At 60.8% G+C, this 21,563-nt stretch carries 16 protein-coding genes and 1 pseudogene; 10 read left to right on the forward strand and 7 right to left on the reverse strand.

The genetic code is table 11. The annotated features are described in order from the left end of the window. Positions 1-36 precede the first annotated feature (36 nt). Entirely contained in the window at positions 37-1,416 is a 1,380-nt protein-coding gene (locus tag AACX99_RS19540; RefSeq protein WP_339414097.1) for an MATE family efflux transporter, read from the forward strand. Beyond that, a complete protein-coding gene (locus AACX99_RS19545; protein ID WP_339414098.1) occupies positions 1,416-2,498 on the forward strand; it encodes a DUF3080 family protein in 1,083 nt (360 codons plus the stop codon). The genes AACX99_RS19540 and AACX99_RS19545 overlap by 1 nt, the downstream gene beginning before the upstream one ends. On the opposite strand, the gene AACX99_RS19550 is transcribed toward AACX99_RS19545, so the two are convergent. Next, positions 2,456-2,950, reverse strand: a complete 495-nt coding sequence (locus tag AACX99_RS19550; RefSeq protein WP_339414099.1) for a gamma-glutamylcyclotransferase family protein — start codon at positions 2,948-2,950, stop codon at positions 2,456-2,458. The two genes, AACX99_RS19545 and AACX99_RS19550, sit on opposite strands and share 43 nt — an antisense overlap. A gap of 104 nt (positions 2,951-3,054) precedes the next feature. Beyond that, positions 3,055-3,306, reverse strand: a complete 252-nt coding sequence (gene tusA / locus AACX99_RS19555) for a sulfurtransferase TusA (protein WP_339414100.1) — start codon at positions 3,304-3,306, stop codon at positions 3,055-3,057. A gap of 186 nt (positions 3,307-3,492) precedes the next feature. Here tusA and AACX99_RS19560 point away from each other — a divergent pair, with 186 nt between their 5' ends. Further along, positions 3,493-5,034, forward strand: a complete 1,542-nt coding sequence (locus AACX99_RS19560) for an alpha/beta fold hydrolase (protein WP_339414101.1) — start codon at positions 3,493-3,495, stop codon at positions 5,032-5,034. 114 nt (positions 5,035-5,148) lie between these two features. Here the strand turns inward: AACX99_RS19560 and rlmM are convergent, their stop codons facing one another. Then, positions 5,149-6,204, reverse strand: coding sequence for a 23S rRNA (cytidine(2498)-2'-O)-methyltransferase RlmM (gene rlmM, locus AACX99_RS19565; RefSeq protein ID WP_339414102.1), 1,056 nt, complete (start codon positions 6,202-6,204; stop codon positions 5,149-5,151). Positions 6,205-6,360: 156 nt separating this feature from the next. Between rlmM and acnA the strand changes: the two genes are divergently transcribed. Both acnA and AACX99_RS19575 read left to right on the forward strand, forming a co-directional pair. Next, the gene (gene acnA / locus AACX99_RS19570) at positions 6,361-9,105 is read left to right on the forward strand and encodes an aconitate hydratase AcnA (RefSeq protein ID WP_339414103.1); all 2,745 of its coding nucleotides are present in this window, start codon (positions 6,361-6,363) and stop codon (positions 9,103-9,105) included. Positions 9,106-9,189: 84 nt separating this feature from the next. Continuing rightward, positions 9,190-10,755 (forward strand): methyl-accepting chemotaxis protein, encoded by a 1,566-nt coding sequence (locus tag AACX99_RS19575; RefSeq protein WP_339414104.1) that lies wholly within the window; start codon positions 9,190-9,192, stop codon positions 10,753-10,755. A gap of 57 nt (positions 10,756-10,812) precedes the next feature. Here AACX99_RS19575 and AACX99_RS19580 read toward each other — a convergent pair whose 3' ends face one another. Further along, positions 10,813-13,092: a fatty acid cis/trans isomerase gene (locus AACX99_RS19580; RefSeq protein ID WP_339414105.1), complete on the reverse strand. Its 2,280-nt coding sequence runs from the start codon at positions 13,090-13,092 to the stop codon at positions 10,813-10,815. 162 nt (positions 13,093-13,254) lie between these two features. On the opposite strand from AACX99_RS19580, the gene metH reads away from it, so the two are divergent. After that, positions 13,255-16,977, forward strand: coding sequence for a methionine synthase (gene metH / locus AACX99_RS19585; RefSeq protein ID WP_339414113.1), 3,723 nt, complete (start codon positions 13,255-13,257; stop codon positions 16,975-16,977). Between the two features lie 47 nt (positions 16,978-17,024). Here the strand turns inward: metH and AACX99_RS19590 are convergent, their stop codons facing one another. Then, positions 17,025-17,657: a Crp/Fnr family transcriptional regulator gene (locus AACX99_RS19590; protein ID WP_339414106.1), complete on the reverse strand. Its 633-nt coding sequence runs from the start codon at positions 17,655-17,657 to the stop codon at positions 17,025-17,027. A 76-nt stretch (positions 17,658-17,733) separates the two neighbouring features. Between AACX99_RS19590 and AACX99_RS19595 the strand changes: the two genes are divergently transcribed. After that, positions 17,734-18,669: a sterol desaturase family protein gene (locus AACX99_RS19595; protein ID WP_339414107.1), complete on the forward strand. Its 936-nt coding sequence runs from the start codon at positions 17,734-17,736 to the stop codon at positions 18,667-18,669. Between the two features lie 42 nt (positions 18,670-18,711). Here the strand turns inward: AACX99_RS19595 and AACX99_RS19600 are convergent, their stop codons facing one another. Then, positions 18,712-19,014 carry a DUF1883 domain-containing protein gene (locus tag AACX99_RS19600; protein WP_090256153.1) on the reverse strand — a complete coding sequence of 101 codons (303 nt, stop codon included), beginning with the start codon at positions 19,012-19,014 and terminating at the stop codon, positions 18,712-18,714. A gap of 145 nt (positions 19,015-19,159) precedes the next feature. Between AACX99_RS19600 and AACX99_RS19605 the strand changes: the two genes are divergently transcribed. The 3 genes from AACX99_RS19605 to AACX99_RS19615 all read left to right on the forward strand — a co-directional run bounded on the left by AACX99_RS19605 (position 19,160) and on the right by AACX99_RS19615 (position 21,370). Then, positions 19,160-19,633, forward strand: a complete 474-nt coding sequence (locus AACX99_RS19605; RefSeq protein ID WP_339414108.1) for a hypothetical protein — start codon at positions 19,160-19,162, stop codon at positions 19,631-19,633. 16 nt (positions 19,634-19,649) lie between these two features. Beyond that, positions 19,650-20,258 (forward strand): hypothetical protein, encoded by a 609-nt coding sequence (locus AACX99_RS19610; RefSeq protein WP_339414109.1) that lies wholly within the window; start codon positions 19,650-19,652, stop codon positions 20,256-20,258. 80 nt (positions 20,259-20,338) lie between these two features. Beyond that, on the forward strand, positions 20,339-21,370 hold the full coding sequence (locus AACX99_RS19615; RefSeq protein ID WP_339414110.1) for an RNA methyltransferase: 1,032 nt from the start codon (positions 20,339-20,341) through the stop codon (positions 21,368-21,370). 68 nt (positions 21,371-21,438) lie between these two features. Here AACX99_RS19615 and AACX99_RS19620 read toward each other — a convergent pair. Next, positions 21,439-21,563: pseudogene (locus tag AACX99_RS19620) on the reverse strand (IS1595 family transposase); the annotation flags it as partial.

Below are 21,563 nucleotides of genomic sequence, written 5' to 3' on the forward strand. Positions count from 1 at the left end.
TGCGCGGTTTCCCGACACCCTGCCGGATACCCCTCCATGCTTGCCCAAACCCGCTTGCAACGCGCCAGCACCGAACTTTACGGCCTGCTGAAGCTCGCGACGCCGATCATCATTGCCCAGTTGGCCAACACTGCCATGGGCTTCGTCGACACCGTGATGGCCGGCCGGGTCAGCCCGCAGGATCTGGCCGCCGTGGCGCTGGGCAATTCGATCTGGGTGCCGGTTTTTCTGCTGATGACCGGAGTTCTGCTGGCCACCACACCCAAGGTCGCGCAGCGCTTTGGCGCAGGTGCGCATACCGAGATTGGTCCGTTGGTGCGCCAGGCGCTGTGGTTGGCCCTGGCGGTGGGCATCGCGGCGGCGGTGATGCTGTGGAATGCGGAAATCATCCTTACCCTGATGAACGTCGACCCCGCGTTGATCAAACCGGCCATGGGCTACCTGCGCGCGGTGGCGTGTGGCTTCCCGGCCGTGGCGCTGTACCACGTGCTGCGTTGCTTCAGCGATGGCTTGGGGCATACCCGGCCGAGCATGGTCTTCGGTCTGTGTGGGTTGGCGCTAAACATCCCGCTCAATTACATCTTTATCTACGGCAAGCTCGGCCTGCCGGCCATGGGCGGCGTCGGCTGCGGCTGGGCCACAGCTCTGGTCATGGTGTTTATGTTTGTGAGCATGCTCTGGTGGGTGAGGTGGGCACCGTTTTATCAGCCGAGCAAAATCTTTAGCCATTTCGAATGGCCGCAGTGGCCGGTGCTCAAGCGCTTGCTCTCGGTCGGCCTGCCGATTGGCATTGCGGTGTTTGCTGAGTCGAGCATATTCGCGGTGATTGCACTGCTGATCGGCGGCCTGGGTGCCACCGTGGTGGCCGGTCACCAGATCGCCCTCAACTTCAGCTCCATGGTGTTTATGATCCCCTACTCCCTGGGCATGGCCGCCACCGTGCGCGTCGGCCAGGCGCTGGGCCGCGGCGAGGCACGCGAAGCACGCTTTGCTGCTGGGGTGAGCATGGCGGCAGCACTGGGCTATGCATGCCTGTCCGCCAGTCTGATGTTGCTGCTGCGCGAACAGATTGCGCAAATCTATACCCCAGACACGGCCGTGATCGCTGTAGCCACGACGTTGCTGGTGTACACCGCACTGTTTCAATTCTCCGATGCGATTCAGGTCACCGCCGCCGGGGCACTGCGCGGCTATCAGGACACCCGGGTCACCATGATTCTGACCCTGTTTGCCTATTGGGGCATCGGTTTGCCGGTGGGCTACACGCTTGGGCTTACCGATTGGTTCGGCGAACCCAGTGGCCCCAGCGGACTCTGGCAAGGCTTGGTGGTTGGCCTGACCTGCGCCGGCGGCATGCTCGCCGTGCGCTTGGCAGGCAGCGCACGCAAACGTATTCGAGCCGCTAAGATGGCCTGATGAATGCTCGCCTGCTGTTTCTGATTACTGCACTTTGCCTGTGCGCCTGCACCCCAGCCGATGATGGGCTGGCGCTGCAGGCCGATTACCTGCAGCGTTTGAGCAATGCTCTGGACGTCGAATCGGCAACCGCTTTCGACTCTGCCGAGCTGACCCGTTACCGCCTGCCAGCCCGCCGTGAGCGTCTGCTGAATATTGCCGAAGTGCGCATCAGCCTGCTTGAGCTGCTGGTCGAGATCCGCCGGTGCCCGGCCTTGCAACAACAGATCAGCCTGCGCAATAACAGCCTGGGCAAACAGCTGACGCCCAGCAGTCGCCTGGCTTACGAAGGTGATCTGTTGCGCGCGATTGATGCCTGCCGCGAACACCTGCGCAGGGAGAATCAAGATCCACTGCTCGGCACTCTTGACCAGTTGGCTGCCGATAAACGCGGGCAACTGCCCGACGTGTTCTGGAATGCCTTGAATGCCAGCCCGGAATTTGAGCGCTACTTGCGCTTTGCCGAGCAAACTTTGCCGCCAAACGCTGGTGAAGATAACGCCGCTCTGGATGCCCTGGCGCAGTTGGCCACACTCGGCCGCGCCCTGCCCGCCACATTGCCGCCGAGTGGCGAACAGCTTGATCCGCTGTTTTTCGCCTTGCATGCCAGCGATCAGGGCGGCCAGCTGATCAGCAGCCTGGTCAGCCTGACCCATAACCTTAATCAAGGCAGCGATATGTTAGAAAGCCGCCAAGAACAGCGGCCGCTCTGCCCAACAGGCAAGGCCACCGAGCGCGGGCGTATTGTGCAAAACATCTTCGTTAAGTATTACGCCGGCAGCCTGCAACCCTATCTGGCGCAGGTGGATCAACAAGGGCAGGCCTGGAGCAGAAGCTTGCGTGCCCTCAGCGAGGTGACGCAGATACCGCCCGCAACCCGTCAGTACCTGCAACGCCTGAGCGGCCCAGAGACTTCGTTATGGGCGGATTTTCAGCAGGCGACTGCACGCCATGTGCGCAGCTGGCAGGAGTTGCTAAATAGCTGCGGCCTGGCTCCCGGTCAGTCGGGGTGGAACGCCAACGCCGATAGCGCCGACCAGTAGGCCTCGGACAACAGCTCGCGCCCCGCCAACAGATGGGCCAGGTAATCGGCGCTGGGTAGCAGGCCCTCTGCGCGAAAGGCCGGGTTGGCGATATACACCCAGGCTGGCTGTAGGCCATGGGCTGCGACAATCGTCAGGCGCTCACGGCTGTAATAGATAGGCGTGCCTTCGAAGTGATCCAGCTTGGCGATCTCGCCAGCGTCCTGCAGGCGATAGAGCACGCCCTCCACTACGCTGCCGTGCTGGTGGCGAATATTGGCGTAAGCCCGCCCCGGTGCACGGTCCGCCGCGCGTTTGTTAAAGCACAGACTGTAACCCGGCAGATGCCCAGGTAATGCCTCCAGCACCGTCAGGCCACGGGCCTGCATGCGTGCCGGGTTCATATTCGAGCCGTAGGCGAAGTACCAGTTGTCCCAGGCGCTGTGAGCATGTAACGAGCGAAGGCCAGGCAAGGCAAAAACAGGCGAGGACGCCGAGTTTACTGGCTGTAAATGAACGTCCGAGGCTGTTTTTAACGCAGCATGGTCGAGCGCAGTAGTGCTCACATCGTCTGGCATTAATCGAACTTCTTGCGGATCAAGTACAGATAGGTCGCACCGTCCTCAGCCTGCTCCACCAGTTCATGGCCGAGAAACACACAGAACTTGGGAATATCGCGGCGGGTCGAGGGATCGGTAGCAATCACCTTGAGCAGGCCACCGGCCTGCAGGTCGCGCACCTTGTTGTGCAACATCATCACCGGCTCGGGGCAGTTGAGTCCGGTGGCATCAAGGGTGGCATCGGGAATGGCGGTGGTTTGCAAAGACATCGGCGGGCTCCAGTAGCAGGCCGCTATTCTCGCGCAAAGTTGACCCCCAGGTCATCTAGCCCTGATGGAAAACTGCTGTGTACCGATGCTGGCCCGACAACAGGTCAACACAACCTTGGATGGGCAGGCAGCCACGTCCTGATCAGGCAGGCTGCGCAGCGCCAACCCGTCCAATAAGAGCCATTTATGCGCCTTGCCCTGCTCTTCGCCGTCCTGCTACTCAGCGGCTGCGCCGCCCGCGATCAACTACCGGATTTCAGCGCCAGCGCGCAGCAGGACCTGCCTGCGACCTATTTCGACGCGGTAATTTATGGTCGCGACGGCACCCGATTGTCGGCCACGGTGTTCCAACCCGCGCTCAAAGTGGGCGAACAGGCGCCGGTGATTGTGCATACCCATGGCTGGGGCGGCTGGCGCGTCACCCGACCGAACGGTTTCTACGGCACTCGCATGATGTCCGGCCGCGCTGCAATTAAAGCCTGGCAGGCCGGTTACTGGGTGATCAGCTACGACCAGCGCGGCTGGGGCGGCAGCGATGGCGATATCGAAATGATGAATCCCGAGTACGAGGTGCAGGACGCACTGGCGGTAATAGACTGGGCTGCAGCCAATTTGCCGCGCCTTAGCATGGACGCACCGAATGACCCCAAGGTCGGCATGCTCGGTGAAAGCTATGGCGGCGCCGTGCAGCTACTGGCCTCCGCGACCGATCCACGTATCGACGCTATTGTGCCGATTGCCACCTGGTACGACCTCAGCGAAGCCCTGGCCCCGGACAGCCATATGAAAGTCGGCTGGACCGGTGTGCTGCTCAGCCTGGGCCTGTCGACCGGTTATGACCTGGGTAAGTTCGTTCAGGCGCCTTACCTGAAAAGCGCCGACGGCCGTATGCGTGAAGCGGTGCGCGCCGAACTCAAGGCTCACAGCCTGACCAGCTACTGCGCACGCGGTCAGCGTCCGCATGCCGATGCTCTGCTGATTCAGGGCATGCGCGACACCCTGTTCCCGCTCAACCAGGGCCTGGCGATTCGTGATTGCCTGCAACAAGGTGAGCGCGACGTACGCCTGCTCGGCATGCAAGGCGGGCATATCCTGCCGCCGCCGCTGCAACACTGGAGTGGCCTGCCGCCGTTCAACAACGAAGCGGTGCTGCACTGCGATGGCCGGGCGATCAACCTCTACCAGAGCATCGTCAGCTGGTACGAAGACAAACTACGCGGGCGCAAGGGCGTGGCCGCGAGCATTCCCGAGTTCTGCGTCAGCCTTAATCTGGATCAGGGCCTGGCCTTGCAGCAACTGCCTACCAACCAGCGGATCGCGCTACCGGCCACCGTGATCCGGCCGCTTAGCAGCGGGCTGCTGCAACCATCGCGCTTTATCCCGCTGCAACAGGTACAGAGGAGCAGCGCCCTGGTCGGCGTGCCGCGCGTACATCTGGAAAACGCCGCACAGTTGCCGACGCTGTTTGCCGCCTTGGTGGTCAAACGCGCCAACGGCACTAGTGAGGTGCTGAGCGAGCAAGTCACCCCGCTAAACGGCCAGGCCAGCACCGAACTGGCGGCCGTCAGCGCACAGCTGCAACCGGGCGACACCTTGGGTTTGCGTATCAGCGGTTTTAGCGGCCAATACCTGCTTAACAGCTCCTGGCAGCTCTCCAGCAGCACCCTGCAAGGGACGCTCGAACTGCCGCGCCTGCTGCCACTCTTGCAACAGCTAGTTGAAAAGTAGACAGCATAGGATCAGCTGCGGCGCTATGTAGGGTGGATGACGCCGTTTTCATCCACCATCGATGTTGGTGGATGGGTAAAACGTCATCCACCCTACACTGGCCAAACATTGAAGCTATTTGCTTAAGCGACGCAGGTGGCAGGTCACTTCCTCACGGTCGTGATAGAGCTGCTTGCAGGCAATCGCGACCTTGATCTTGCGCTCGGCGAAGCCGTCTTCCAGGCGTTGCAGCAGGCGGCGCACTTCGGCGTAGCGCTGCTTCATCGGCAACTTGAGGTTGACCACCGCCTCACGGCAGTGACCCTCACCGATCCAGGCTTCCAGCAAGGCAGCGCTGCGCGCGGGTTTTTCGACAATGTCGCAAACCATCCAGTCAACCGGATGTTTGGGCTTCCAGGTGAAGCCGTCGACCATCAAATGGGTTACCAAACCGCTATCCATCAGGCTTTCGGCCATCGGCCCGTTGTCGATGGCGGTGACCAGCATGCCGCGTTTGACCAGCTGATAGGTCCAGCCACCCGGCGCGGCGCCCAGATCGACCCCGGTCATCTCATCCGATAGACGCTCATCCCATTGCTCGCGCGGGATAAAGGTGTGCCAGGCCTCTTCCAGCTTGAGGGTCGAGCGGCTCGGCGCCTCGCGGGGGAACTTCAAACGTGGAATGCCCATGGGCCAGATCGCCGAGTTGTTCGCTTCGGCCATGCCGACAAACACCTCGCGACCGCTCTTGAAGGTCAGCAGCAGACGCGGCTTGTGCGCATCCTCGACCAGTTTGCCGGCTTTGCTCAGGGCATTGCGCAGTGGTGCCTCGAATTTCTTGCAGAAGTTCGACAGTTCCTTGCCATCGTTGGTATCCAGCACTTCCAGCCACAGGCTGCCGAATACCGGCGAGCCTGTCAGATGGGCAAGCAGCACGCTGATGCGATCCAGCTCCGGCAAGTCGATAAATACCCCACGCGCCCACTGCCGTGGAAAGATCAGCTGATTGATACGCACACCGCGCATCAGGCGCTCGGCACCATCGTCCTCGGTGCAGATAAATTCGGCGCAGGCGGTGCTGGGCTTGGCCTTGGCGTAACCGGCAACATCCAGGCGCGCCGCATGTTCGGCAATCTCCGCACACACCTCGTTTTCAAAACCGGGCCGGCAGTGCAGTAGCAAGGTATTCATAGGGACTCTCCTCAAGGCGCGCATCATAGCCGAGTCGGGAACCCTCAGCGCTTGCAACCTGTCCAGTTAAAGGGCAGCAATCACCAAACAGAGCTAGTTTAAGACTCTGTTGCAAACAACTCGGCTTGCACCGTGACAAGCCCCAGGAGACGCGCAATGCCTTCCTTAGACAGCCTGAACAGCCGCCGCAGCCTTGATGTAGAGGGCCAGACCTTCCACTACTTCAGCCTTCTCGAAGCCGCCAAGTCCCTCGGTAATATCGACCGTTTGCCGATGTCGTTAAAAGTGCTGCTAGAGAATCTGTTGCGCTGGGAGGATGGTAAAACCGTCACCGGCAACGACCTGCAAGCCATGGCCGATTGGCTGAAAACCCGCAGTTCGGAGCGCGAAATCCAGTACCGCCCCGCCCGGGTCTTGATGCAGGACTTTACCGGCGTACCGGCGGTAGTCGACCTGGCCGCCATGCGCGATGCCATGGCCAAAGCTGGCGGCGACCCGCAGAAGATCAACCCGCTGTCGCCGGTGGATCTGGTGATCGACCATTCGGTAATGGTGGATAAATTCGCCAGCTACGCGGCCTTCGGCGAGAACGTCACTATCGAGATGCAGCGAAACGGCGAGCGCTACGCCTTTCTGCGCTGGGGCCAGCACGCTTTCGACAATTTCAGCGTAGTGCCGCCAGGCACCGGTATCTGCCATCAGGTCAATTTGGAATACCTTGGCCGCACCGTGTGGACCCAGGAAGAAAACGGCCAGACCTTCGCCTTTCCCGACACCCTGGTCGGCACTGACTCGCACACCACCATGATCAACGGCCTCGGCGTACTCGGCTGGGGCGTCGGCGGCATTGAGGCGGAAGCAGCGATGCTCGGCCAGCCGGTGTCAATGCTGATCCCCGAAGTAATCGGCTTCAAGCTCAGCGGCAAGCTGCGCGAAGGTATCACCGCCACCGACCTGGTGTTAAATGTCACGCAGATGCTGCGCAGCAAGGGCGTCGTCGGCAAGTTCGTCGAGTTCTACGGCGACGGCCTGGCCGAGCTGCCCCTGGCGGATCGCGCGACCATCGCCAATATGGCTCCCGAATACGGCGCCACCTGCGGCTTCTTCCCGGTCGATGAAATCACCCTTCGCTATCTGCGCCTGTCCGGTCGCCCCGAGCAGACGGTGAAACTGGTCGAGGCCTACTGCAAGGCTCAGGGCCTATGGCGCGAGCAGGGCCAGGAGCCGGTATTCAGCGACAGCCTGAGCCTGGACATGAACAGCGTCGAAGCCTGCCTGGCCGGACCGAAGCGCCCGCAAGACAGGGTTACCCTGCCCCAGGTCAAACAGGCCTTCGACGACTTCGTCGGCCTACAGCTCAAACCCACCACCAAGGAAGAAGGTCGCCTGCTCAGTGAAGGCGGTGGCGGCACAGCCATCGGCAGCGATGAATCTTGTGAGGCATACGAGTATGAGTACGAAGGCGAAACCCACAGACTGCGCAACGGTGCGGTGGTGATCGCCGCCATCACCTCCTGCACCAACACGTCCAACCCCAGTGTGATGATGGCCGCCGGCCTGCTGGCGAAAAAGGCCTGCGAGAAAGGTCTGCAGCGCAAACCCTGGGTCAAGAGTTCCCTGGCACCGGGCTCCAAGGTGGTCACCGACTACTTCAAGGCAGCCGATCTGACTCAGTACCTCGACCGCCTGGGCTTCAACCTGGTCGGTTACGGCTGCACCACCTGCATCGGCAATTCCGGACCGCTGCTCCCCCCCATCGAACAGGCGATCCAGCAACACAGCCTAACAGTGGCCTCGGTACTTTCCGGCAACCGCAACTTCGAAGGCCGCGTGCATCCGCTGGTGAAAACCAACTGGCTGGCCTCGCCGCCACTGGTGGTGGCTTATGCCCTGGCCGGCAGTGTGCGCCTGGATCTGAGCAAAGACCCTCTGGGTATCGATAGCAGCGGTGAGCCGGTGTACCTGCGCGATATCTGGCCAAGCCAGGCGGAAATCGCCGAGGCGATTCAGAAGGTCGATACCGCAATGTTTCATAAGGAATATGCCGAAGTGTTTGCCGGCGATGAGCACTGGCAAGCGATCCAGGTGCCGCACACCGACACTTATGCCTGGCAGGCCGACTCCACCTACATCCAGCATCCGCCGTTTTTCGAGGCCATCAACGAGGCGCCGCCGCATATCGGCGATATCCATCAGGCACGCATCCTCGCCCTGCTCGGCGACTCGGTGACCACCGACCATATCTCGCCGGCCGGCAACATCAAGGCAGACAGCCCTGCCGGCCGCTACTTACGTGAACACGGTGTCGCACCTGCAGACTTCAACTCCTACGGCTCACGCCGCGGCAACCATCATGTGATGATGCGCGGCACCTTTGCCAATATCCGCATCCGCAATGAAATGCTCAACGGCGAGGAAGGCGGCAACACCTTACACGTGCCCAGCGGCGAGCAATTGGCGATCTACGACGCGGCCATGCGTTATCAGGAACAAGGCACGCCGCTAGTGGTGATTGCCGGTAAGGAATACGGCACAGGCTCGAGCCGCGACTGGGCCGCCAAGGGCACCAACCTGCTGGGCATCAAGGCGGTGCTCGCGGAAAGCTTCGAGCGCATCCACCGCTCCAACTTGGTCGGCATGGGCGTGCTGCCATTGCAGTTCAAGCCCGGGCAAAACCGCACAACCCTGCAGCTCAACGGTAGGGAAATACTCAATATATGCGGCCTGGATGGTGTCGAGCTGCACCCCTCAATGCCCCTGTCCCTGGACATCCTGCGCGAGGACGGCAGCCGTGAGAGCTTCGAAGTCGTATGCCGCATCGATACCCTCAATGAAGTGGAGTATTTTAAGGCCGGCGGCATCCTCCACTACGTGCTGCGCCAGTTGATCGCGGCCCGTTGAGGCGGGCCTTATCGTTGAACTGATTATTAAATTTCAGACTCAAGCGGCCGATTACCTGACATCGACCAAAGGAATGCCAGCACCATGCGCAATAACCAACCCATTACCCAACGCGAGCGCACCTTCCCCGCGCAACAACGCCTGATCTCCACCACCGACCTCAAAGGCCAGATCACCTACTGCAACGACGCCTTTGTCGAGATCAGCGGGTTTAGTCACGATGAGCTGCTTCGTGCGCCGCACAACTTGGTGCGCCACCCGGACGTGCCTGCAGCCGTGTTCCAGCATATGTGGGACACCCTGAAGAAGGGCCGCCCATGGATGGGCATCGTCAAGAACCGCTGCAAGAACGGTGATCATTACTGGGTCAACGCCTACGTCACGCCAGTAACGGAAAACAATCAGGTGGTGGGCTACGAATCAGTACGGGTAAAGCCGACTACCGAGCAGGTACGTCGCGCCGAGGCGCTGTATCAACGTATCAACAGTGGCAAATCGGCGATCCCCAACAGTGATCGCTGGCTGCCAATAGTGCAGGACTGGTTGCCGTTTATCCTGGTCAGCCAGGTCGGCTTTCTGATCGGCGTATGGCTCGACTCCAGCTGGGGCTTTGCCATCGCCGCCGGTTTGTCGGTGCCACTGGGACTGGCCGGGTTGAACTGGCAACAACGCGGCCTCAAGCGCCTGCTGCGCCTGGCCGACCAGACCACTTCCGACCCGCTGATTGCGCAGATGTACACCGACAGCCGCGGTGCCCAGGGCCGCCTGGAGATGTCCATTCTCAGCCAGGAGGCCCGCCTGAAAACCTGCTTGACCCGCCTGCAGGACACCGCCGAGCAGCTCACCCAGCAAGCCAAACAGGCCGACAGCCTCGCACACAACAGCTCCGCCGGGCTTGAGCGCCAGCGCAGCGAAACTGACCAGGTGGCCACGGCCATCAATGAAATGGCCGCCACTACCCTGGAAGTCGCGAGCAACGTGGCCCGCACCGCCATCGCCACCCAGGATGCCAACCGCCTGACCAGCGCCGGCCGTGGCATTGCCAGCGAAACCCGCCTGGCCATTCAGCGCCTGTCGCAATCGGTCGGTGATACCGGTGAAACGGTGACCCGCCTGGCCCAGGACAGCAATGAGATCGGCGGCGTGGTCGATGTGATCAAAGGCATCGCCGACCAGACCAACTTGCTCGCCCTCAACGCCGCCATCGAGGCTGCACGCGCTGGTGAAATGGGTCGTGGCTTCGCCGTAGTCGCCGATGAAGTACGTTCATTGGCGCAGCGCACCGCCGAATCCACCGGGCAGATTCACCAGTTGATCGCCAAGCTGCAGCGCACCGCCGAAGAAGCGGTGCTGACCATGGAAGTTGGCCGCAAACAAGCCGACGAAGGGGTTGAGCGCGTGCAGCAAGCGGATGAGGCTCTGGCCGGCATCAGTGATGCGGTAGCCAATATCACCGACATGGCCAACCAGATCGCCGCCGCTGCCGAGGAGCAAAGCGCAGTGGCCGATGAGGTCAATCGCAGTATCACCACCATCGCCCAACTGGCCGACCAAACCGCCGGCGAAGCGCATGACACCGCTCTGCTCAGCGAAGCCCTGACGGCAACCGCGCAGGGCCAGTACGCGCTGGTAGAACGCTTTAACCGCTAGCCTGAGCACCAGGCAGCAGCCGCTCCCGGCGGCTTGCTGCCTATCCTCCTCCAACCCCTACAGATTCTCGTAGCGGTTCATATCCAGCACGCCGGCTTCCAGCGGTTCGGTTTGCTGGATATATGTCGACATATCGTGGAAGTAGCGCCAGAACTCTGGGTGTGTACGGCGAATACCCCAACGCTCGACGACTTTCTCGAAGGCTTTTGCATCGCGCGCCTGCTCCAGCGCCGTAACAAACTCCGCCGCCTGCTCAATCTGGATATTGAAGATAAAGTTCGGGTAGCTGCTAAGCACGCCCGGGTACACCGTCAAGGTATCCAACCCAGGCTGGTAGCGCAGCTCCTCACCGAGCATAAAGGCCACGTTGGTGTGCGCACGGTTGCGTAGCAGGCTGTAGACCTCGCGCTGACCATTGGCCATTTCCAGGCGCAGCAACGTTGCCTCCGGCAGTTGCTTGATCACCTTGAGCGTGCCACCTGGTTTGCCGGTCAGACGGCTCAGCGATTGTTCGGCGCGCTGCAATTCGGCGTCCAGCCCCGAGCGGTGGCAATGCGCACCAGTACAGCGGTTGATCGGGTCTGGACGTGCATTGAGGCTGCCATAACGGGCCAGCAGGGCTTCGACAAAACTGCCTTTGGGCTCACTGCCTGGCAGCTGCAAGGCGCTCGGGCTATCACGGTCGATAGCCTGATAGTCCAGCCAGGCCTTGAGTTTGCCGCTGCTCTGGTACCAATCATCCAGGTAGCCCTGGCGCGATTCGGCCGGCATCAAACGCAGGAAGTTGACCTCGGCACCATTGCGGATCAAATCGAAATACAACCGCGTCTGCGCCTGGTGTGACACGTTACCGAACACATCGAAGTTCACCACCAGTTGGTAATAGGTGCGCTCCAACAACGGAAAATCCAGCCACCAGAGGGTTTGCGGCACTTCGCCAATCAGACCTTTACGCACTGACGCACTGTCATGCTGGCGAAAGATCGACAGCAGCGCGTTGTCGTTACCGGCCCAGATATGCGACCAGCTCGGCGCAGGCGTATCGGCATAGCGCTGCATGCGCAGCGCTTCGTACTGATTACGCTTGTCACGGTAGGTACGCCACAGGCCGATCAAGTCACCAATGCTGTCCTGCTGCCCAGGCATGGCCAGCAGCTCCTTGGCTTGATCGCGATACTCGGGGTCGGTGATATACAGATCGTGCTGCGGGTCTTGGAACACCGCCCAAAAGTTATCGCGAATCACATCGGTGGCGATCTGCCCGCGGCACACCGGGCCGCGAATAAAGGTGCGCACGAAGTATTCGGCGTTATCCAGCATAAATTGGTAACGCGCCTGCGCCGGAATCGCGGCAAAGGTCTCGAATGGGTTGGCGCGGCGCAGGACGCCATAGCCCGGCACCGCATCCGCCTGCCAATCGGTGGCGAAAAACAGCTCTTTAATCCGCGCCAGCTTTGCCGCACTCAGCCCATAAGTGATGTGAGTCTTGTGCACGATAACGCCCTGCACCGGCGTGAGGCGGTAATAGAACTGGTTGCCGGGGTCCTCATTGGGCAGGCGCGTGGCGATGATATCCACCGGCTTACCGCTGGGCGTACGCGAGCGCACCATTTGAAAGAAATGTCCCGGCTCGCCATCGGCAAAATGCAGGTGGGCAAGAAACAGATGCTCATAGAGCCAGCGCGATACCAGCGCCTCGCGGGCGCCGGGGGCGTTCATAAAGGTTTCCCAGGTGGCGATCTGCTGCGCCTCGGCTGTGCTGGCCTGCAACGCTTGCTGATCGACCAGCGCGCCCTGCTCCAACCAAGACCGCAGCGTCTGATAGTCGGCCTCGCCCATACCGGTCACCGCGAACGGCATACCGGCTTGCGGATTATTGCGGGCAAACGCTTCAAACTCCTGCGGCAACGGACATTGGTTGACCCGGTCGATACTGATATCCAGCTCCGCAGGCAGCTTGCTATTGGCAGCCAACGGTTGCTGATGGCCCAACTCGAGCATGCGCGCCAGCAACGCAGCCTGACTGCCCTGTGCGTCCAGCACCGAGGTAAAACCCTTGCGCTGCCAGGCAGCCGGGCTATGAGCATCGACAAACAAGCGCGTGGTGGCCTGCGCCTGGGTGCGCGTGCCGTTGTACACCGTGGCCTTGCTGGCACCGCGTTGCACGCCATCACCACTGCCCAGGTTGAGCTGACAGGCCGCGTCGTAGCAGGCATGGCAGGCCACACAGTTCTTGGTAAAAATCGGTTGGATATCACGGCTGTAGGAAATGGGTTCAGCCGCCTGTAATGAGCCGATGAACAACAAACACATGCCAAGCAGTAAGCGGCAGACCATGGAAACATCTCTAGAATGGCTTAAGCGCCGATTCTAGCTGGCGCCGGCTGACCAAGGCCAATCCGCGAACATGAGCTAGATTCATGTAAAAGCGCAACCCACTGCAAAAGCGTGCAGCTTTGTTATCATCGCGCATCTTTTTTTCACGCGTCCCAGGTAGTTATCTCCATGTCTCTGTCCGATCGCAGCGCCCGCCTTAACGCACTTCAGCAAGCCCTGAAGGAACGCATCCTGATCCTCGACGGCGGTATGGGCACCATGATCCAGGGTTACAAACTGGAGGAAGAGGACTACCGCGGCGAGCGCTTCGCTGATTGGCCGCAGGACGTCAAAGGTAACAACGACCTGTTGATCCTCAGCCGTCCAGACGTCATCGGTGCCATTGAAAAGGCCTACCTGGATGCCGGCGCGGACATTCTGGAAACCAACACCTTCAACGCCACTCAGGTGTCCCAGGCCGACTACGGTATGGAGAGCCTGGTGTATGAGCTGAACGTCGAAGGCGCGCGCCTGGCCCGTAAAGTGGCTGATGCCAAGACCCTGGAAACCCCGGATCGCCCGCGTTTTGTCGCCGGCGTTCTGGGCCCAACCAGCCGTACCTGCTCGATCTCTCCGGATGTGAACAACCCCGGCTACCGCAACGTCACCTTCGACGAGTTGGTGGAAAACTACGTGGAAGCCACCCGCGGCCTGATCGAAGGCGGCGCGGACATGATCCTGATCGAGACCATCTTCGACACCCTCAACGCCAAGGCGGCGATCTTCGCCGTGCAGCAGGTGTTCGAGGACGACGGCGTCGAGCTGCCGATCATGATCTCCGGCACCATCACCGACGCCTCCGGCCGCACCCTCTCCGGGCAGACCACCGAAGCGTTCTGGAACTCGGTGCGCCATGCCAACCCGATCTCCGTGGGCCTGAACTGCGCCCTCGGCGCCAAGGACCTGCGCCCCTATCTGGAAGAGCTGGCAGCCAAGGCGGAAACCAATGTCTCCGCACACCCTAACGCCGGCCTGCCGAACGCCTTTGGTGAATACGATGAAACCCCGGCGGAAATGGCTGTGGTGGTGGAAGAATTCGCCGCCTCGGGCTTCCTCAACATCGTCGGCGGCTGCTGCGGCACCACGCCTGCGCATATCCAGGCGATCGCCGAGGCGGTGAGCAAATACCCGCCGCGCGCCATCCCGGATATTCCTAAGGCCTGTCGCCTGTCGGGTCTGGAGCCCTTCACCATCGATCGCAACTCGCTGTTTATCAACGTCGGCGAGCGCACCAATATCACCGGTTCAGCCAAGTTCGCCCGGCTGATCCGTGAGGACAACTATACCGAAGCCCTCGAAGTTGCCCTGCAGCAGGTGGAAGCCGGCGCGCAGGTGATCGACATCAACATGGACGAGGGCATGCTCGATTCACAGAAGGCCATGGTCACCTTCTTGAATCTGATTGCCGGCGAGCCGGACATCTCCCGCGTGCCAATCATGATCGACTCCTCCAAGTGGGAAGTGATCGAAGCCGGCCTGAAATGCATCCAGGGCAAGGGCATCGTCAACTCGATCTCGATGAAAGAAGGCGTCGAGCAGTTCAAGCACCACGCCAAACTGTGCAAACGCTACGGCGCCGCCGTGGTGGTGATGGCCTTCGACGAAGCCGGCCAGGCCGACACCGCCGAGCGCAAACGCGAGATCTGTCAGCGCAGCTACGACATTCTGGTCAACGAAGTGGGCTTCCCGCCGGAAGACATCATCTTCGACCCGAACATCTTCGCCGTCGCCACCGGTATCGAGGAGCACAACAACTACGCGGTCGACTTTATCGAGGCCTGCGCCTATATCCGCGATCACCTGCCCTATGCCCTGAGCTCGGGCGGTGTGTCCAACGTTTCGTTCTCTTTCCGCGGCAACAACCCGGTGCGTGAGGCGATTCACTCGGTGTTCTTGTACTACGCGATCCAGAACGGCCTGACCATGGGCATCGTCAACGCCGGCCAGCTGGAAATCTACGACGAGATCCCCAAAGAGCTGCGCGATGCGGTGGAAGACGTGGTGCTTAACCGCCACGAAGGTGCGACCGAAGCGCTGCTGACGATTGCCGACAACTACAAGGGCGACGGCAGCGTCAAGGAAGTCGAAACCGAAGAGTGGCGCACCTGGAACGTGGTCGATCGCCTCAAGCATGCGCTGGTTAAAGGCATTACCAGCCACATCATCGAAGATACCGAAGAGTGCCGCCAACAGTGCGCGCGCCCGATCGAAGTGATCGAAGGCCCGCTGATGGCCGGGATGAACGTGGTCGGTGACCTGTTCGGCGCCGGCAAGATGTTCCTGCCGCAGGTGGTCAAATCTGCCCGCGTGATGAAGCAGGCGGTCGGCCACCTGATCCCCTTTATCGAGCTGGAAAAAGGTGACAAGCCAGAAGCCAAAGGCAAGATCCTCATGGCCACCGTGAAAGGCGATGTACACGATATCGGCAAAAATATCGTCGGCGTGGTGCTCGGCTGCAACGGCTACGACATCGTCGACCTGGGCGTGATGGTGCCTGCGGAGAAAATCCTGCAAACGGCAATTGCCGAGAAGTGCGACATCATCGGCCTGTCCGGTCTGATTACCCCGTCGCTGGATGAGATGGTGCATGTCGCCCGCGAGATGCAGCGCCAGGGCTTCCACCTGCCGCTGATGATCGGCGGCGCGACCACCTCGAAAGCCCACACCGCGGTGAAAATCGAGCCCAAGTACCAGAACGACGCGGTGATCTACGTCACCGACGCCTCGCGCGCCGTCGGTGTGGCCACGCAGTTGCTGTCGAAAGAATTGAAAGCCGATTTTGTCGAGCGCACCCGCCTGGACTACATCGAAGTACGCGAGCGCACCGCCAACCGCAGCGCCCGCACCGAACGCCTGAGCTACGCCAAATCGGTAGAGAACAAACCCAAGTTCGATTGGGCCAGCTATCAGCCCAGCGTGCCGACTTTCACTGGCGTGAAGGTACTGGACAATATTGACCTGAATGTTCTAGCCGAGTACATCGACTGGACGCCGTTCTTTATCTCCTGGGACCTGGCCGGCAAGTTCCCGCGCATCCTCACCGATGAAGTGGTGGGCGAAGCCGCCACAGCGCTGTATGCCGACGCCCGAGAAATGCTCAAGAAGCTGATCGATGAGAAGCTGATCAGCGCCCGCGCCGTGTTCGGCTTCTGGCCAGCCAACCAGGTGAATGACGACGATCTGGATGTCTACGCCGATAACGGCGACAAGCTGGCCACCCTGCACCACCTGCGCCAGCAAACCATCAAGCCGGACGGCAAGCCGAACTTCTCCCTGGCCGACTTCGTTGCACCGAAAGACAGCGGCATCACCGATTACGTTGGCGGCTTTATCACCACCGCCGGTATCGGCGCGGAAGAAGTCGCCAAGGCTTATCAAGAAGCCGGCGACGACTACAACAGCATCATGGTTAAAGCCCTGGCCGACCGCCTGGCCGAAGCCTGCGCCGAATGGCTGCACAAAGAGGTGCGCACCAATTACTGGGGTTACGACCCGGAAGAGGCACTGAGTAACGAGGAGCTGATCAAGGAAGCGTACAAAGGCATCCGCCCTGCCCCCGGCTACCCTGCCTGCCCGGACCATACCGAGAAGAAGACCCTGTTCACCCTGCTCGACCCCGCGGCCGAGTTCAACAAGGCCGGCGCCAGCGGTGTGTTCCTCACCGAACACTACGCCATGTTCCCGGCTGCCGCCGTATCCGGCTGGTACTTCGCTCACCCGCAAGCGCAGTACTTCGCCGTCGGCAAGATCGATAAGGATCAAGTGGAAAGCTACACCGCACGCAAGAAACAGGATCTGAACGTCAGCGAACGCTGGCTGGCGCCGAACCTGGGCTACGACAACTAAGCAGCCCAAACCGCGAATAGAGCCCAATGACTGCGAGTCTCGTATTTTTACGAGCGCTCGGCAGTGCTACTCGGCTTGCTGCGCCCCTGCACCAAACCCATACGCGAGCGGATGCGTGACAGCGCCACATTGGTGATGCCCAGGTAACTGGCCACATGCTGCAGCGCAATACGCGGCGCCAGGGCGGCACGCTGCTGCAGAAACAAGCGGTAGCGTTCACCGGCATCCAGCAACAGCAGCTCGGCTTCACGCTGGGCACTGCGCTCCAACACAGCACGAATACCGTCGCTAAGAATTTCCTGCACCACCGGCAACTCAGCCTGCCAATGGCGCAGCACCTCATAACGCAACTCCAGCAACACGGTCGGCTCCAGGGTCACGATGCCCACAGCACTGGTGACGGCATAGGGCGGCGTGCCCCAACCGACCCAGTTGCCCTCGGCATGAAAGGCCGCAGTACGCTCCAGCCCCTGCTCGGACAAATGCACCACACGCAGCAGACCGCTGACGACGAACCAGCAACGGTCACTGAGTTGCCCCGGCCGTAACACTGTCTGATTGGCCGCGTAGCTTTGGCGCGGCAGGTTCTGCCAGAGATCGGTGAGTTGCGGGTATTGCTCGAGCATGCCGAGCAACTGCGGCGCGCAGGCCAGGCAGTCATAGAGAGAATCTGAGGACATCGATAAACCGAGGTTAATGCGCAGCCGGTGGCGCAGGCATGAAGCTAGCACCACCTCGTTCCGGATGACAGCCCGCATGCACAGCCTAAAACAACCCACGACCTCGAATACCGACCAAAAAGCCCTACACAGCAGCCTGAACTGGGCGCACCTCGGCGCCCTGCTGCTGATCACTGGCTGGGCAACGCTAGGGCTTTCCGTGGGCTGGAGCAGTTTCGTGCTGCTGGGTGGCGGACTGCTTCTGGTGCTGCTCTGGTTCGGCCTGTGGGAATGGCGCTGGCCACACCGCACGGATTGGCAAGCCCGCCCCGCCGACCGCAAGCGCGACGGACTATTTATGCTCGCGTTGTTCGCCACCGATGCCCTGACCGACACATTGATACGTAGCTTGGTGATGCTGTTTAACGCCGAGGCACAGGGTCCTGCCATGGGGCTACCACTTTGGCTGGCGGTGCCCATAGCAGCGCTGCTGGGGGAGTTTGGCGACTACTGGCTGCATCGCTACAAGCATCGCGGTGGCTGGCTGTGGCGCGTACATTTCGTGCACCACCGCCCCAGCGCCCTGAACGTCAGCAACAACTTCACCACGCACCCGCTGGATCTGCTGCTGCGCAAATCGGTGCATATCCTGCCGCTCTGGTTATTGGGCTTCGAGCCCATGGCTATTGCCCTGGCAGCGCTGTTCTCGCAGACCCAATCGTTCGCCACTCACGCCAATAGCCGCGGCACCTTGGGCTGGTTGAATTATCTGATCGGCAGTGCCGAGCTGCACCGCTGGCATCACAGCGTGAATGTCGCCGAGGCGCAAAACTTCGGCACCGCGCTACCGCTCTGGGACCAGCTATTCGGCACTTTCCGCTGGAGCGCTGGCGAGCCTGTGGCACTGGGTGTAAAAACCAGCTCCGAGCAGCCAGACGAGCACGATATTCGTGGCCTCCTCAGCTACCCGTTCAGCCGTTCGTGGCCGCACAAAAGTGCGGCAAAAGCAGAGCGAATAGGTACACAGCGATAGAAGGACTAGGAACAAGGACGCTTATGCGTCCCCCCCAACGCATCAACTCAGGCGAGAAGTTGATTTACGCACGATCTTGATCGAATGCTTGAGCGTCGGCTTGCGCGTAACGCTGATGGCTTTGCGCGAGACCGTATCGATGGTGATATTCCAGAAACCACTGCTCGGCACAGTGATCTTGGCGGGAAATGTGTCGAACGCGCCACCATGGTAGGTGTGACGGCCGCCATTTTTAAAGCTGCGAAAGTTGGCATCGCTCATCAGGCGAATGTTGCAGGTCTGCGAGCACTCGATGACGACCACGTCGTCTTCGTTAAGGTGTTCGCGCTGGTGTATAAATTTCATGCTGTGTCCCCACACATTTTTCCGGGCGCGACCATAGCACAGCAGCACCCAGGCAAGCTGAACGTTTGCCAGCTAACCTTAGCCGGTCAGCCGTACCCAAGCGCGATATCCTCTCGATCAATCATGTCCGGACAAGGATGCTCCCATGCCCCGTCGGCTTTTGCTGCTTCTCCCTCTGCTTATCACCGGATGCAGCTCGCCCAGCTACTTCGAGGCCGTGCAGCCGTCCAGTCCGCAGCAGGCGGTGCTTTATCTGTATCGACCGGAAGCCAGCAATCCAGGGCTGATGCAACCACTGCGCTATGACTACCCGGAAGTGTTTATCGACGGACAGAGCATTGGCACGTTGAAATTCAATAGCCATCGGCATGTCGAGCTGGCACCGGGTAAGCACAGCGTACGCATAACCGGGCTGAGCCCAGCAGCCAAGTGGGAACCCCGTGATATAGAACAATCACTCACTCTTAAACCGGCGCAAATCACCTACCTGAAGCTCAATGTGCAGTACCAGCTGGATGAAATGGTGCTGGGCCAACCAGGGCCCCGCTATAACATCCGCCTAACCCCGATGCGCAGCGAAGACGCCATCTACGAAATTCGCCACACCAAGCCGCAATAGCCCTAGGAGATCGCGTATGCCAATCAGCAAACATCTGGGACTTTTAATGCTCAGTGCTTCCCTGCTCACCGGCTGCAGCAGCCAGGGGAAGGATGAGGCGCTGGCCAGCGAGGGCCAAACCACCCGAGTCATTCAAGAAGGCGTGCCAGGTGGCGTGGCCACTCAAGTCGAAGAAATCAAGGCCGTGGTCAGCTCCATCAACTACGCCACCAGCAGCGTCACGCTGGAGGATGCGCAAGGCCATCAGCGCAGCTTCACTGCCAGTCCGGAAATGATCAACTTTCCGCAATTGAAAGTCGGTGACACGGTTAATGCCACCGTCGTTCTAGAACAAGTGGCGTACTTGCGTGAGCCCGGCGAGCCCAGTGCAGATGGTGGCGCTGGCGTGATCGCCACAGCGCCAGCCGGCACCAAACCAGGCATGCTGATTGCCGATAGCGTCGAAGTCACCGCGCTGGTTAAAGGCATCGACACCGTCCTGCAAACCGCCACCCTTGAGTTCGCCGATGGCACCCGCAAGACGGTAAAAGTACGCCCTGACGTACAGCTCAAGACCGAACACCTCAATCGTCAGGTGGTCATTCGCCTGAGCTCGGCGCTGATTATCCGCGCACAAGCCCAGTAACCCCCACCACTCGCGGACTCAGGTCCGCCGAGCTGGTGACGCTTCGCCGCCCCAGCGCACAGTGGTAGCATGCGCGCCCCATGCATATTCACGACTTTCATCAACGCCTCACCGACCTCGGTGCCAAGCCCATGCACATCGGGCGGATTACCCGTGCCTGGCTGCGCGGCATGCCGCTGGATACCGGTACGCGTAACCAGAAGACCGAGAATTTCCTGCCGCTGGCGGTGCGTAATGCCCTGCCGGAAATAAGCAGCGAGCTCGATGGGCTGGCCCGCCTGAGTTCCGAACACCCTGCCAGCGATGGCTCGGCGCGCTTGCTGGTGGAGCTGGCCGACAAGCAGATGGTGGAAAGCGTGCTGTTGCCGCGCGATGGCCTGTGCGTGTCGAGCCAGGTCGGTTGCGCGGTGGGCTGCGTGTTCTGCATGACCGGCAAGAGCGGCCTGTTCCGCCAGCTGAGCACCGCGGAAATCGTCGCTCAGGTAGCCCTGGCGCGGCGCTTCCGAGCGGTGAAGAAAGTGGTGTTTATGGGCATGGGCGAGCCGGCGCATAACCTGGATAACGTACTCGAAGCGATCAACCTGCTCGGCACCGAGGGCGGTATCGGCCAGCGCAACCTGGTGTTTTCTACCGTCGGCGACCCACGGGTGTTCGAGCGTTTGCCGCAGCAGCAGGTCAAGCCCGCGCTGGCGCTGTCGCTGCACACAACCGATGCCGAACTGCGCCAGACGCTGCTGCCGCGCGCGCCACGCATCGATCCTGAAGAGCTGGTCGAGCAGGGTGAAACCTACGCGCGGCAGATCGATTACCCGATCCAGTACCAGTGGACGCTGCTCAAGGGCATCAACGACAGCCAGGAAGAAATGGACGGCATCCTGCGCCTGCTCAAGGGCAAGTACGCGATCATGAACCTGATCCCCTACAACAGCCTAGAAGCCGACGAGTTTCAGCGCCCCGATGGCGACCGCATCGTGCAGATCGTGCGCTACCTGCACAGCCGTGGCGTACTGACCAAGGTGCGCAACTCGGCGGGACAGGACATCGATGGCGGCTGCGGACAGCTGCGCGCACGGGCGACCGAGGTGCTGGATCGGCGCAAAAGCCGCGCATAAGTGATGACGGCACTGTTGATGTCGCGGCTAAAGCCCCCTCCACACAAAGTAAGCAGCATAAAAAATGGCTATGTCCCAATCGCGTGTTGCATGGTCCGACCAACCGCCTCCTGGATACAGTGAACGGGCTGAATACGCTGCTGATAGCGTTCAAGCATGCGGCGCCAGCCCAGGTAGTTCGGGAGGTAGCGGC

It is taken from the genome of Pseudomonas sp. EA_35y_Pfl2_R5 (genome assembly GCF_963970805.1).
Taxonomy (GTDB): Bacteria; Pseudomonadota; Gammaproteobacteria; order Pseudomonadales; family Pseudomonadaceae; genus Aquipseudomonas.

Excerpts from the sequence above, each read along its gene's own strand:
- AACX99_RS19540 (WP_339414097.1), top strand. The coding sequence starts at position 37 with ATGCTTGCCCAAACCCGCTTGCAACGCGCCAGCACCGAACTTTACGGC.
- AACX99_RS19545 (WP_339414098.1), top strand. The coding sequence starts at position 1,416 with ATGAATGCTCGCCTGCTGTTTCTGATTACTGCACTTTGCCTGTGCGCC.
- tusA (WP_339414100.1), bottom strand. The coding sequence starts at position 3,306 with ATGTCTTTGCAAACCACCGCCATTCCCGATGCCACCCTTGATGCCACC.
- AACX99_RS19560 (WP_339414101.1), top strand. The coding sequence starts at position 3,493 with ATGCGCCTTGCCCTGCTCTTCGCCGTCCTGCTACTCAGCGGCTGCGCC.
- rlmM (WP_339414102.1), bottom strand. The coding sequence starts at position 6,204 with ATGAATACCTTGCTACTGCACTGCCGGCCCGGTTTTGAAAACGAGGTG.
- acnA (WP_339414103.1), top strand. The coding sequence starts at position 6,361 with ATGCCTTCCTTAGACAGCCTGAACAGCCGCCGCAGCCTTGATGTAGAG.
- AACX99_RS19575 (WP_339414104.1), top strand. The coding sequence starts at position 9,190 with ATGCGCAATAACCAACCCATTACCCAACGCGAGCGCACCTTCCCCGCG.
- AACX99_RS19580 (WP_339414105.1), bottom strand. The coding sequence starts at position 13,092 with ATGGTCTGCCGCTTACTGCTTGGCATGTGTTTGTTGTTCATCGGCTCA.
- AACX99_RS19590 (WP_339414106.1), bottom strand. The coding sequence starts at position 17,657 with ATGTCCTCAGATTCTCTCTATGACTGCCTGGCCTGCGCGCCGCAGTTG.
- AACX99_RS19595 (WP_339414107.1), top strand. The coding sequence starts at position 17,734 with ATGCACAGCCTAAAACAACCCACGACCTCGAATACCGACCAAAAAGCC.
- AACX99_RS19600 (WP_090256153.1), bottom strand. The coding sequence starts at position 19,014 with ATGAAATTTATACACCAGCGCGAACACCTTAACGAAGACGACGTGGTC.
- AACX99_RS19605 (WP_339414108.1), top strand. The coding sequence starts at position 19,160 with ATGCCCCGTCGGCTTTTGCTGCTTCTCCCTCTGCTTATCACCGGATGC.
- AACX99_RS19610 (WP_339414109.1), top strand. The coding sequence starts at position 19,650 with ATGCCAATCAGCAAACATCTGGGACTTTTAATGCTCAGTGCTTCCCTG.
- AACX99_RS19615 (WP_339414110.1), top strand. The coding sequence starts at position 20,339 with ATGCATATTCACGACTTTCATCAACGCCTCACCGACCTCGGTGCCAAG.